Below are 13,017 nucleotides of genomic sequence, written 5' to 3'. Positions count from 1 at the left end.
GATGCGGGCGTTAACGAGGGCGAAATGGGCGTCAGAAATTATCTGATCGAAGGCGTTTCCGGCGCCGGCAAAACCATAGTCGCTGAAGAACTGCTTCAATGGAAATCAGCGCCCACGGGGCCAATCGCCGGGCATGACCAAACCTGTTGGGACGGAGTGATTGAATTGACCAACACTACTGGAGCTTTATACAATAGCTGCGAAACTCCGGGCCAGCCAAAACAACCCTTTGAAATCAATTGGCTCTCCTGGATTGTGCGACATTAATAATGCGGAACCATCGGATTGCTCAAGCAATCCAGCCGGCTGCACGCATCAGCCATGGAGAAACAAAATTATAAAGATCATGGTCTTGCTGCACAGCGCCGATGGCATGGCTTGGCAGTCTCCCCCGAAAGGCACCAGCCTGAAGACATTGAACGAAGCCGAAGAGCAAGGTTTCATCTTAATCCGCGGGGAATTTCAGAAACGGCAATTCCGTCTGACGGAGCTGGGCTCCGACTATGTCGGGCGCGACAAGCGTCGTCTGGAAGCGCGCAGGCTCTAAACCGATACCGCCCTTCACGGATGCGGAAGCGGCATAGCTTGCCGATCTGCTCAAGCGGCTGAGCGACAATCTGGATCAGATTGCGAGCACGGAGACTGCGTCAGGCGATTGATGCAGCACGCCCGAGAACGCCGCGGCGACCAGCGGGATCCGTCGCATAGGTTTAGAGGCAAGGGGTATTGGAGAAATGCTTATGCACAAAGGATCCTGTTTGTGGGGTGCCGTCTCTTTTGAGATCGAAGGCGATCTGCGAGCTCCCGACGCGTGTCACTGCTCCAAATGTCGAAAACAATCCGGGCACTTTTTCGCTTCAACCGACGTGCCAAGACATCAGATCACGATCCAGGGAGGCGAAAGTATTACCTGGTATCAATCCTCGGAAAAGGTCAGGCGTGGATTTTGCGCGGTATGTGGATCATCGCTGTTTTGGGATCCATCTCATCACGACTGGATTGCTGTGGCGATGGGCGCATTTGATGGCGCGACCGAAACCAAACTAAAAATGCATATCTTTGTCGGGGATAAAGGCGACTATTACGACATTGCCGACAACCTGCCTCAGAACAAGCAATAGCCGGAAGACGTCAGTGTCTATTTCGCGGCTGCGTCGCCTTATTAGAGGCCGTGCTGCCCTTCGGCGGCGCGCGGCGGTTTTCCAGAACGCGTGACAGCAGGTTCCGTTTTTTCGTGCGCTTGATCAGATCGATATCGCTGACCAGCTTTGCGCCGCCCTCGCGCCGCTCCAGGGTGATCTTGCGGCTATGGAAGACTTCGAGCTCGGCGCGATGCGCGACGCTGACGATGGTCACCTCCGGCAATTCCTCGATCACCATCTGCATCATCTTGTCCTGGCTCTTTTCATCGAGGGCCGAGGTTGCTTCGTCGAGCACGATGATATCGGGCGTGTGCAGCAGGAGGCGCGCAAAGGCGAGCCGCTGCTTTTCGCCGCCGGACAAGGTCTGGTCCCAGGGCGCGTCTTCTTCGATCCTGTCGTTCAGATAGTCCAATCCGACCTTTTTGAGGGCATCCTTGATCTTATCAAGCGTCCAGCTATCGGCGGCGCCGGGATAGGCGACCGCCCGGCGCAGCGTGCCCGACGGGATGTAGGGCCGTTGCGGCAACATGAACAAGCGGCGGTCGGCGTGAAAATTGACGCTGCCGTCGCCCCACGGCCAAAGACCTGATATGGCCCGCACCAGCGTGCTCTTGCCCGACCCGGATTCTCCGGCGACCAGCACCCGTTCGCCGGGTTCGATCGCCACCCGGGTTTCCGTGACCACGGCGGTGCCGTCGTCAAGCGACACGGAGAGATCGTTGAGGCTGAGCATCGCTTCGCCTTCCGTTTCGCCGCGTTTGATGCGCCCGAGCGCGTCGCTCTGTTCGGCCCGCTCCAACCCGTCGAGCGACATCATCAGCGAAGCGACGCGCCGGGCACAGGCGTTCCAATCGGCAAGACGGGGATAGTTGTCGACCAGCCATCCGAACGCGCCCTGGACGATGGCGAAAGCTGACGCTGCCTGCATGACCTGTCCGAGCGTCATGCTGCCTTCGAGAAACTTCGGCGCGCAGAGCAAGACCGGCACGACCGGGGCAATCAGCATCGATCCATGCGACACCAGCGTCGTGCGCATGTGCTGGCGGGCAAGCAGCGCCCATTGCCCGAGCACATTGGTGAAGGTTTTGTCGAGGTCGTTGCGTTCCTCCTCTTCACCGCCGAGCAATGCGATGCTCTCGCCGTTTTCCCGCACATGCGTCAGCGTGTAGCGAAATTCGGCCTCCGTCTGGTTTTTGGTCTCGGAGACCTGGACGAAATGGCGGCCGATGACCGCCATCGAACTGGAGGTGATCGCGGCATAGAGGACAGCGGTGACGACGAGAAAGCCGGGAATGGTGACGGTGAAACCGGCGATCGGCAGCGTCAATGCCCCGCCGATCGTCCACAGCACGACGATGAAGGTCGAAGCCGCCAGGAATGCGGAAATGACGCCGGCGATGAAATCGACGGGGGCTTCGGTGGCAATCCGCAAATCTTCGGAAATGCGCGCCTCGGGGTTCTTGTGGTCGCCGCCGATCAGGTTCAGCTGATAGTAACGGCCGTTTGCCAGCCAGCGCCCGATGACCGCAGTTGTCAGCCAGGACCGCCAGCGGCGCTGGATCATCATGCGAAGCGCGACCTGTGTGGTGACGACGGCGACGGTGCCGAGCACCAGCGGCACGAAGACGGCGCTGAGGAAATAGACGGTGGCGGCATCGTGTCGCTCGATGGCATCGAAAATCCCCCGATTCCACAGATTGATTCCATATTGGAAGCCGACATTGATGCCAATCAGGGCCAGCAGCCCGAGTGTGCACGGCCAGGCGAGCTTGTCGCCACTGCTGCCCCAGTAACGGCGGGCGCTGATCCAGAAACGCTTGAGCAGATACTTCTTGCGCGCCTGCTCGGCCTCCTCGGGCGTCAGCTCCGGACCGGGCTCGATGACATCCGGCGGGGGGACATCTGTAGGCGGCACGACCTCGACAGTCGATTCCTTCTCCTCGGGCGACGTCTCGGAACCTTGCGGTTCGGTGCCGTCAACCGATTGCGGTTTGAGTTTAGCGCCGGTCATAAGCACGATAACGGCTTATGGATCAGAAGGTTTCATGATGCCCGACGATTGGCGTTGTGCCGTGTGGCCCCCTCATCCGACCCTTCGGGCCACCTTCTCCCCGCTGGGGAGAAGAGGGGAGAATGCCGCTGCGCCATCGACCTTATTGGACGAAGTGCCTGTGAGCAGAAGGAAGCCGTTTGGCCACTGTCGGCGCGCCTTGCTCCCTCTTCTCCCCTCGGGGAGAAGGTGGCCCGCAGGGTCGGATGAGGGGGCCACACGGCACGCCTTTCACCTCAATCACTCTCCGTCGCCAGCTGCGGCAGGGATTGCAGCAGGGTCTGGCGGGCGGAGTGGAGATGCGCGCGGCAGGCGGTTTCGATCGCCGCCTGGTCGCCGGATTCGAGCGCGGCGATATAATCCAGATGTTCGTGGATGGCGCGCTCGTTGCGTTCGCGGGCGGCGGTCTTGTTCCACTGGTAGTGATAGTGGAAGACAATGGCGATGGCGTCGTAGAAATCGGCGATGAAGCGGTTCTTCGAGGCGCGGTGGATCAGGAGATGGAAGCGCTCGTCGAGGACGGAGAAATCCTTGAAGCGCTGATTGATGTCGGCAAGCATGGCGTGATGTTCGTCGCGGATAGCGGCGAGATCGGTCCAGGCCTGGCTATCCCTGGCAAGCCGGCCGAATTCGGCGGCGGAATGCAGCTCGAACATCTCGCGCACATCGGCCAGTTCGAGGGCGAATTCGCGGGTGAAGCCTTTCAGCGTCCAATGACTGTTCGGCCGCTTCTCGATCAGCCCGAAGCGGGAGAAGCGGATCAGGAATTCGCGCACGCTTGTTGTGCCGGTGCCGATCTCGCGGGCCAGCTCCAGCTCGTTGATCTGCATGCCGGGGGCGGCATCATCGGCGAGGATGCGCTGCATGAAGCTGCGCTCGATGATATCGTGCAGGGAGTCGGTTTCTTCGGAGGGAAAGAGATCGCGGTCGGTGGGCTGGCGCAGCACGATCTTCTGGCGCTTGTTCCAGCGGATGATGCCTTCTTCGCTGAGGCGGGTGAGGATGGCGCGGGCCGTCGAGCGGCTGACGCCGAGCTGGGCGGCGATCTCCGGTTCCGAGGGCAGTGCCGTATCCGTGCGCAGGGCGACGGCATACCTGTTGTAGGCTTCCTTGAAGACCGTATTCTGCCTTGCCACCAGACCCCGCTTTCCGCCCTCGTGCCCACTGCCCGGCTCTAAAGCAAGGCAAATAGACCGGGGCTTGTTCAAACGACCTTAGCTTATTTCCGGTCGCCTGCGGCTCATTGCCTCCCTCGTCCACAGGATCAATATTCCCGTTGACTTGAAAATGTTTATTGTAGATAAAAAACAAAATCAATGCGCTTTCGCCGATGCAGCGAGCGTTTCCTGAATTCAATAGTTGGAGCATGATGTCGTCCGAAAACCGCTCACACTTTTCGGTATCACGCTCTGGGGAGAAGAGACTTGGACAAACTGCCTTGGATCATCCTGTCGGCCGGTGACAATGTCGCGGTCGCAACGGCGGCCATCGCACCGGGTTCGACGGTTGCCGGCATCAAGACCTCCGAGAAAATCGACCCCGGCCACAAGGTGGCGATTGCGGATATTCCGCTTGGGTCCGCCGTGGTGAAATACGGACAGGCGATCGGCCGCACCACCGCCGACGTCAAGGCCGGCGACCATGTGCACAGCCACAATCTGCATTTCGAAAACGACCGGCTGGCGGCCACCGCCAATTCGGCGCCGGAAGCGGCGACTGATGAAGACAAGGCGCGGACCTTCATGGGCTATCGCCGCGCCGACGGACGGGCGGCGACGCGCAATTATATCGGCATCATCGCCAGCGTAAACTGTTCCACCACCGTCTGCCGGGCGATCGCCGACGAGGCCAACCGGACGATCCTGCCGCACTACGAAGGCATCGACGGCTTCGTGCCGATCGTGCACGACCAGGGCTGCGGCATGAGCTCGACCGGCGACGGCATGAATGTGCTGCACCGGACCCTTGCCGGCTATACCCGCCATGTCAATTTCGGCGGCGTGCTGATGATCGGCCTCGGCTGCGAGGTCAACCAGCTGACGCTCTACGGCCAGAGCGGTGCCGGCGCCGCCAAGCGGCATTTCAACATTCAGGATGCCGGCGGCTCGCGCCGCGCGGTCGAGCGCGCCATGGGCATGCTGCGCGAAATCGCCGCCGATGTCGGCAAGGAAAAACGCGTGCCGATCTCGGTCGGCGAAATCATCATCGGCCTGCAATGCGGCGGCTCCGACGGCTTTTCCGGCATTACCGCCAATCCGGCGCTGGGTGTCGCGGCCGATCTGCTGGCGGCCGCCGGCGGCACGGCCATCCTGTCCGAGACCTCCGAGATCTACGGCGCCGAACATCTGCTGCGCAGCCGCGCCGTCAGCGACGAAGTCGCCAGGAAGCTCGACGAGAAGATCGCCTGGTGGGAGGATTACGTCGCCCTGCACGGCGCCTCGCTCGACAACAATCCCTCGCCCGGCAACAAGCGCGGCGGCCTCACCACCATCCTGGAAAAATCGCTCGGCGCGGTTGCCAAGGGCGGGCGCTCGCCGCTGACGGCGGTCTACGGTTACGCCGAGCGGGTCACCGCCCCCGGCCTCGTCTTCATGGATACTCCCGGCTACGACCCGGTCTCGGCGACCGGCCAGGTGGCGGGCGGGGCGAATATGATCGCCTTTACCACGGGCCGCGGCAGCTGCTTCGGCTGCCGGCCGGCGCCGTCGCTGAAGCTTTCCAGCAATTCGGCGCTCTATGCCTCGATGGAAGAGGATATGGACATCGATTGCGGCACGATCGCCACCGGCGACGCGACGATCAGCGGCAAGGGCCGCGAGATCTTCGAGCTGATCGTCGACACGGCCTCCGGCAAGAAGACCAAGAGCGAACTCTTCGGCTATGGCGACAATGAATTCGTGCCGTGGCATCTGGGCGCGACTCTCTAATCTAAAAAGAACACCCCAAGGCTTGGCGAGGAGGCATGATGAAGACGAGACGGATCGGCAAGACCAAGCTCGAGGTGACCGAAATCAGCTTCGGCGCGGCAGCGCTCGGCGGTCTTTACCGCGCCTGCCCGCGCGAGGTAGCGATGGAAACGCTGCAGGCGGCCTGGGACAGCGGCATCCGCTATTTCGACGTCGCCCCCTGGTACGGCCTCGGCCTTGCCGAACGCCGCGTCGGTGATTTCCTGCGCGACCAGCCTGATGGCTCCTACGTGCTGTCGACCAAGGTCGGCCGGCTGCTTCGGCCGGTGCCGACCGGCACCGTGCCCGATTACAGCTATGTCGATCCGCTCTCCTTCGATGCCGATTACGACTATTCCTATGACGGCATCATGCGCTCTGTCGAATTCAGCTATGCCCGCCTCGGCCTCAACCGCATCGATATTCTCTACGTGCACGATATCGGCGGCTATACGCATGGCGCGGCGAAGAATGCGGTCTACCAGAAGCAGCTGCTCGATTCCGGCATCAAGGCGCTCGAAGAACTGAAATCCTCAGGCGCGATCGCCGCCTTCGGCCTTGGCGTCAACGAAGTGCCCGTCTGCCTCGACGTCATGCGCAACGCCGATCTCGACTGCATCCTGATGGCCGGCCGCTACACGCTGCTCGACCGGTCGGCGGTTGCCGAACTTCTGCCGCTCTGCCAGCAGAGGGGCACGTCGCTGGTCGTCGGCGGCGTCTTCAACTCCGGCATTCTCGCCACCGGCCCGGTGCCGGGCGCCCATTTCGACTATATGCCGGCCGATGACGAGGTGCTCGCCAAGGTCGGCGCCATGGAGACGATCGCCAAACGCCACGGCGTGCCGCTGGCCGCCCCCGCCCTGCAGTTTCCGCTGCGCGAACCGATCGTCGCATCGGTGCTGATCGGCACCGCCAAGCCGTCGAGCCTGATCCGCAACATGGAGATCGTCGAGCCGCGGCTTGCCGATGAGATCTATGCCGAATTCGAGCCCTATACGCTGGTCGCGCCGCCGCTCGGCGCCGAAGCTGTCCGGGTCTGAGGAGACACTATGCTCAAGGGTATTCATCCGCTGCTCGGCCCCGACCTGCTCCACGCGTTGAAGACGATGGGACATGGCGACGACATCGTCATCGCGGACGCCAATTTCCCCTCTGGTTCGATGGGCCCGCCGGTCATTCGCGCCGACGGCGTCAGCGCCACCGACATGGCCGAGGCGATCCTCGCCCACATGCCGCTCGACACTTTCGTGCCTGAGACAGCCTGGCGGATGGAGGTGGTCGGCGACCCGCACGCCGTGCCGGAGGTCTGCGCCGAGTTCCAAAAGATCGTTTCCCGGCGCGCCGGCGATTTTGCGATCGTGCCGGTCGAGCGTTTCGCCTTCTACGCGATGGCCCGCAAGGCTGCCTATATCGTCGCAACGACGGAATTCCGGCTCTACGGCAACCTGATTTTGAAAAAGGGCGTCGTGCATCCGCATGAGGTCGATCTCGGCCAGTAGCTATTTTAGGCTATCGTTGTATTGGAATAAAATCAGTTGCTTGGGAGGATTTTACCAAAGCAAAAAAGCCGGATCGGCACTCTTGCAATTTGATTGCGCCTCGGCTAGCTTCTCCCTGCAAATGTTTTTTATCGATAAAAATCGTCCGCCTGCGTTCAGCGGCCGGTTTATTCGGAGGAGAACGCATCCTGAGAGGAGAACCCTTATGACCATCGTGAAATCCCTTCTGTCGCGCCGCGCCTTTACCGCGCTCGCCGGCGCCGCCGTCATCGCCACGGCGATGCCGGTCACGTCCTTTGCCGCCGACGTGACGATCCCGATCATCGTCAAGGACACGACGTCCTTCTACTGGCAGATCGTTCTGGCCGGCGCCCGCAAGGCCGGCAAGGATCTCGGCGTCAACGTGCCGGAACTCGGCGCCCAGGCGGAATCGGACATCAACGGCCAGATCAGCATTCTGGAGAACGCCGTTGCCGGCAAGCCGGCCGCCGTCGTCATTTCGCCGACCGAATTCAAGGCGCTCGGCAAGCCGATCGATGAAGCCGCCAAGTCGGTTCCGATCATCGGCATCGATTCAGGCGCCGACTCCAAGGCGTTCAAGTCGTTCCTGACGACCGACAACGTCCAGGGCGGCCGCATCGCCGCCGACGGTCTTGCCGCCGCCATCAAGGAGATGACGGGCAAGGAAGAAGGCGAAATCGTCATCCTGACCAATCTTCCCGGCGTCGGCTCGCTGGAGCAGCGCCGCGAAGGCTTCCTGGATCAGATCAAGACCAAGCATCCGGGCCTCGAGGTCATCGCCGACAAGTATGGTGACGGCCAGGCGACGACCGGCCTCAACATGATGACGGACCTGATTACGGCCAATCCGAAGCTCGTCGGCGTCTTCGCCTCGAACCTGATCCTGGCGCAGGGTGTTGGTCAGGCGATCGCCGAAAACAAGCTCGGCGACAAGATCAAGGTCATCGGCTTCGACAGCGACGACAAGACGGTCGGCTTCCTCAAGGACGGCGCCATTGCCGGTCTCGTCGTCCAGGACCCCTACCGCATGGGTTATGACGGCATCAAGACCGCGCTTGCCGTCTCCAAGGGCGAGAAGGTCGAAGCCAATGTCGATACCGGCGCCAACCTCGTCACCAAGGCGAATATGGCCGATCCGAAGATCGACGCCCTGCTGAACCCGAAGATCAAGTAAACAAGACAGACAGGCCGCGCCAGTTTTTAAAAACCGGCGCGGCTTTTTCCATCATGCTATGGTTTGCAAGGGTGGAAATGAGGCGACCAAGAGGAGGAGAGGTCCATGATCGGACTGGAAGAGGTCAGTCATCGCCATGATGACAGCGCCACGCTGAAAGAGGCCAATCGCATCCCCACCGGATCGCCCATCCTTGAGCTCAAGGGCCTGCAGAAGAATTATGGTCATGTTCAGGCGCTGAAGCCGGCGACGCTGACCTTCCTCGCCGGCGAAATCCACGCCATCGTCGGTGAAAACGGCGCCGGCAAATCCACCCTGATCAAATTGCTCACCGGCGTCATCACCCGCACGGCCGGCGAAGTCCTCTGGTGCGGCCAGCCGGTGGGGCTGTCGACGCCGAACGAGGCGATCGCCCGCGGCATCAACGCCGTACACCAGGAAGTCGTGCTCTGCCGGCACCTGACGGTCGCCGCCAACCTCTTTCTCGGCGATGAGGTCAACCGATACGGCCTGATGCGCAAGAAGCAGATGGAGAAGCTGGCGCAGGCCGTGCTCGACGATCTCGGCTTCGGCCTGCCGGCCGGCGCGCTGCTCAGCTCACTGACGATCGGTCAGCAGCAGCTGGTGGCCACGGCGCGCGCGGCGATGCGCGGCACCCAGTTCCTGATCTTCGACGAACCGACTGCCTATCTCACCCGCCAGGAATCGGCGCAGCTCTTCAAGCTGATCCGCCGGCTGCAGGGCGAAGGCGTCACCATCGTCTATATCAGCCACCGCATGGAGGAAGTCTTCGAGCTTGCCGACCGCGTCTCGGTGCTGCGCGACGGCACCCATGTCGGCACGCGGCTGATCGGCGAGACCAATGACGCCGAGCTGATCGCGCTGATGATCAACCGCTCGATCGAACAGATCTACCACAAGGAAGAGATTGCCATCGGCGAAACGATCGTCGAGGTCCGCGGCCTTTCGGGCCCGGGCTTCGAAGACGTGTCGCTGAGCGTCAAGGCTGGGCAGATCGTCGGCCTCTACGGCCTGATCGGCGCCGGGCGCAGCGAATTCGCGCTCGGGCTCTATGGCCGCCAGCCGACGACGGCAGGCGACATCCAGTGGATGGGCAAGCCTGTCGATATCAAGAACGAACGCACCGCGATGGAACTCGGCATAGCGCTGGCGCCGGAAAGCCGGCGCGACCAGGGGCTTTGCCTCAACCTGCCGATCGGCCTCAACATCAACCTGCCGGTGTTCGGGCGTCTCAGCCACGGCCCCGTCATCAACCACGCGCGGGAATCGGCCAATGCCGACAGGCAGATCCGCGATCTCAGCATCAAGACGCCGAGCCGGCGGGTTCCGGCCTCCAGCATGTCGGGCGGCAACCAGCAGAAGATCGTCATCGGCAAGTGGCTGAGCCATGGCGCCAGGCTGTTCATCTTCGACGAACCCACAGTCGGCGTCGACGTCGGCACCAAGGCGGAAATCTATCGGCTGTTCGCCAAGCTGCTGAAGGAGGGCGCCGGCATCATCCTGATCTCCTCCTACCTGCCCGAGGTCTACGAACTGGCCGACCGGCTGCACGTCTTCCGCGGCGGCAGGATCGTCGCCAGCCATGATTTCCACGCGGCGACGCATGAGGAAGTGCTCAGCGAAGCGATCGGCGTCTGAGCAAAAGCAATTCCAGCAAAAGTGCTTAGCGGTTTTGCGTCCGGAAATTGCGTGAGAACAAAGAGATAGAGCATTTCCGTGGTTCGGAGAAAAACGGAAATGCTCTGAGAGGGAGAAAATTCATGACTGCCACCCCCACCGAAATCGTCGCGCCGCCGCCGCGCCGGAAAATGAACATCCTGTTCGGCCTGACGCTGATCGGCCTGCTGGTCTTCCTCTGGGTCGTGCTCGGCCTGGTCACCCCGAGCTTCTGGACGCCGCTCAACATTTCGAACCTGCTGCGTCAGGGCGCGATGACGGCGATCCTGGCGCTCGGCCAGACCTTCGTCATCATCACCGCCGGCATCGACCTTTCGGTCGGCGCGATCGTCGGCTTCTGCACCGTCATCATCGCCTGGCTGCTGCAGGCGGGCGTGCCGCTCTGGGGAGCGATCATACTAACGCTGGCAATCGGTGTGGCGATCGGCGCCTTCCACGGCTTCGGCATCGTCCATATGGGCCTGCCGCCCTTCATCATCACCCTGGCAACCCTGACATCGCTGCGCGGCATCGGCCTGTTGATCACCAACGGCTCGACGATCAGCATCACCGACGAGAGCTTCAGCAATTTCGCGCGGGCCGATTTTCTCAGTATTCCGAGCCTGTTCTGGATGGTCATCCTGGTGGCGGTGCCCTCCTTCGTCTTCCTGCATCTCAGCCGCTGGGGCCGCTATCTCTTCGCCGTCGGTTCGAATGCGGAAGCCGCGCGTCTTTCCGGCGTCAACGTCAAGGGCATGATCTACCTCGCCTATATCCTCTCGGCTGGCTTTGCCGCCTTCGTCGGCGTGCTGCTCGCTTCGCGCATCGCCATCGGCAATGCGACCCAGGCCGACGGCTGGGAACTGCAGGCGATCGCCTCCTCCGTCATCGGCGGCACCAGCCTGTTCGGCGCGGTCGGCTCGGTGCACGGGCCGCTGATCGGCGCCTTCATTCTCGCCACCATCAACAACGGCGCCAACCTTCTGAACGTCAACTCCTTCTGGCAGCGCATCATCACCGGTCTCTTGATCATCGTGATCGTCTTCTTCGACCAGTTGCGCCGCCGCAAGAGCAATTGAGTGGCGAGCAGGAGATCGCCGCCTGCCCGCCCCTCATCCGCCTGCCGGCACCGTCCTTCGGACCCCCGCTCGCGGGGAGAAGGGACCAGGCCGCAACCTCTCGGTCCCTCGCCAACGTCTCGCTGGGCACGTCCCCTCGCCCCGCGAGCGGGGAGAGGGTTAGGGTGAGGGGCAAATCTCGCGACATAGAGTAAAAACGAAGAATCGAGATCCGTCATGAAAGCAGTCGTTTGCCGGGAGCCCGGCGTGCTCGAGATCGCCGAACGCCCTTCGCCTGCGGCACCGGCACCCGGCTGGGTGCGGTTGGCCGTCAGCCATGTCGGCATCTGCGGCACCGATTATCACATCTTCGAGGGCAAACACCCTTTCCTCGAATATCCCCGGGTGATGGGGCATGAGGTCTCGGCGACGGTGCTGGAAGCCGGCGACGGTGTTGCCATGGCGGTGGGAACACCCGTCATCGTCAATCCCTATCTGTCCTGCGGCCAATGCGTCGCCTGCATCAAGGGCAAGCCGAATTGCTGCACCAATATCAAGGTGCTCGGCGTCCATACGGACGGCGCATTCTGCCAGGAGATCTCGGTTCCCGCAGGCAACCTCTACGCCGCCGAGGGCTTGAGCCTCGAGGCGGCGGCAACCGTCGAGTTCCTGGCGATCGGCGCCCATGCCGTGCGCCGCTCGATGACCGGCGCCGGTGCCAAGGCGCTCGTTATCGGCGCCGGCCCGATCGGGCTCGGGGCGGCGATCTTCTCGCGCATTGCAGGCCATGGCGTGACGCTGCTCGATACCAGTGCCGAGCGGCTGCAGATGGCCTCGGACCGTTTCGGCTTCACCTCCGGCATCGTCGCCAACGAGCAGACGGCGGACGCCGTGCGGGACAAAACCGATGGCGACGGTTTCGACGTGGTCTTCGACGCCACGGGTTACGGCCCTTCGATGGAGAAAGCCTTCTCCTTCGTCGCCCATGGCGGCGCACTGGTGCTGGTCAGCGTCGTCAAGGACGACATCCGCTTCTCCGACCCCGAATTCCACAAACGCGAAATGACGCTGATCGGCAGCCGCAACGCCACCCGCGCCGATTTCGAGCACGTGGCGGCTTCGATCGCCAAAGGCCTGGTGCCGGTGGACAAGCTCATCACCCATCGCACGACGCTTGCCGATACGCCACGCGACTTGGCGCGGTGGGCGCATGAGAAGAGCGGGCTGATCAAGGCGGTGATCAGGGTTGGTTAGGGAGGGTTAGCGCCCCGTTTCGCCGAGCTGGATCGGCGGGACAAGCCCCTCATCCGCCTGCCGGCACCTTCTCCCCGCTTGCGGGGCGAAGGGGGCGAGCCGCGACCTCTCCGTTCCCCACTAACCTCGCGCAGGGCACGTCCCCTCTCCCCGTCAGAACGGGGAGAGGGTTAGGGTGAGGGGCAGCCGTTAAGCGC

Annotated in this window: 11 protein-coding genes and 1 pseudogene; 10 read left to right on the top strand and 2 right to left on the bottom strand. The window is 62.3% G+C overall.

Translation table 11 applies throughout. The features are described from left to right. Nucleotides 1–24: 24 nt before the first annotated feature. From AF337_RS41995 to AF337_RS11275, 3 genes and pseudogenes are all read left to right on the top strand, one after another. Nucleotides 25–93 (top strand): annotated as a pseudogene (locus AF337_RS41995) (nucleoside kinase); the annotation flags it as partial. Nucleotides 94–346: 253 nt separating this feature from the next. Beyond that, a complete protein-coding gene (locus tag AF337_RS11280) occupies nucleotides 347–547 on the top strand; it encodes a hypothetical protein (RefSeq protein WP_049732250.1) in 201 nt (66 codons plus the stop codon). 193 nt (nucleotides 548–740) lie between these two features. Continuing rightward, the gene (locus AF337_RS11275; protein ID WP_049732249.1) at nucleotides 741–1,121 is read left to right on the top strand and encodes a GFA family protein; all 381 of its coding nucleotides are present in this window, start codon (nucleotides 741–743) and stop codon (nucleotides 1,119–1,121) included. Between the two features lie 10 nt (nucleotides 1,122–1,131). On the opposite strand, the gene AF337_RS11270 is transcribed toward AF337_RS11275, so the two are convergent. After that, nucleotides 1,132–3,153: an ABC transporter ATP-binding protein/permease gene (locus tag AF337_RS11270; protein WP_049732248.1), complete on the bottom strand. Its 2,022-nt coding sequence runs from the start codon at nucleotides 3,151–3,153 to the stop codon at nucleotides 1,132–1,134. A 275-nt stretch (nucleotides 3,154–3,428) separates the two neighbouring features. Beyond that, nucleotides 3,429–4,328: a GntR family transcriptional regulator gene (locus AF337_RS11265; protein WP_049732247.1), complete on the bottom strand. Its 900-nt coding sequence runs from the start codon at nucleotides 4,326–4,328 to the stop codon at nucleotides 3,429–3,431. A 288-nt stretch (nucleotides 4,329–4,616) separates the two neighbouring features. On the opposite strand from AF337_RS11265, the gene AF337_RS11260 reads away from it, so the two are divergent. The 7 genes from AF337_RS11260 to AF337_RS11230 all read left to right on the top strand — a co-directional run bounded on the left by AF337_RS11260 (nucleotide 4,617) and on the right by AF337_RS11230 (nucleotide 12,820). Further along, complete coding sequence (locus tag AF337_RS11260) at nucleotides 4,617–6,119, top strand: UxaA family hydrolase (RefSeq protein WP_049732246.1); 1,503 nt, start codon at nucleotides 4,617–4,619, stop codon at nucleotides 6,117–6,119. 38 nt (nucleotides 6,120–6,157) lie between these two features. Continuing rightward, a complete protein-coding gene (locus AF337_RS11255; protein ID WP_049732269.1) occupies nucleotides 6,158–7,177 on the top strand; it encodes an aldo/keto reductase in 1,020 nt (339 codons plus the stop codon). 9 nt (nucleotides 7,178–7,186) lie between these two features. Further along, a complete protein-coding gene (locus AF337_RS11250; protein WP_049732245.1) occupies nucleotides 7,187–7,636 on the top strand; it encodes an RbsD/FucU family protein in 450 nt (149 codons plus the stop codon). 205 nt (nucleotides 7,637–7,841) lie between these two features. Beyond that, a complete protein-coding gene (locus tag AF337_RS11245; RefSeq protein ID WP_049732244.1) occupies nucleotides 7,842–8,831 on the top strand; it encodes an ABC transporter substrate-binding protein in 990 nt (329 codons plus the stop codon). A 105-nt stretch (nucleotides 8,832–8,936) separates the two neighbouring features. Then, a complete protein-coding gene (locus tag AF337_RS11240) occupies nucleotides 8,937–10,490 on the top strand; it encodes a sugar ABC transporter ATP-binding protein (protein WP_012556484.1) in 1,554 nt (517 codons plus the stop codon). Nucleotides 10,491–10,612: 122 nt separating this feature from the next. Continuing rightward, nucleotides 10,613–11,587 carry an ABC transporter permease gene (locus tag AF337_RS11235; RefSeq protein ID WP_012556483.1) on the top strand — a complete coding sequence of 325 codons (975 nt, stop codon included), beginning with the start codon at nucleotides 10,613–10,615 and terminating at the stop codon, nucleotides 11,585–11,587. Nucleotides 11,588–11,803: 216 nt separating this feature from the next. Next, nucleotides 11,804–12,820, top strand: coding sequence for a zinc-binding alcohol dehydrogenase family protein (locus tag AF337_RS11230; RefSeq protein ID WP_049732243.1), 1,017 nt, complete (start codon nucleotides 11,804–11,806; stop codon nucleotides 12,818–12,820). Nucleotides 12,821–13,017 lie beyond the last annotated feature (197 nt).

The organism is Rhizobium ecuadorense (assembly GCF_001187535.1).
GTDB classification, from domain to species: domain Bacteria; phylum Pseudomonadota; class Alphaproteobacteria; order Rhizobiales; family Rhizobiaceae; genus Rhizobium; species Rhizobium ecuadorense.
Note: the sequence above shows the minus strand (reverse complement) of the source record. Positions and strands in the feature narration are given on the sequence as shown.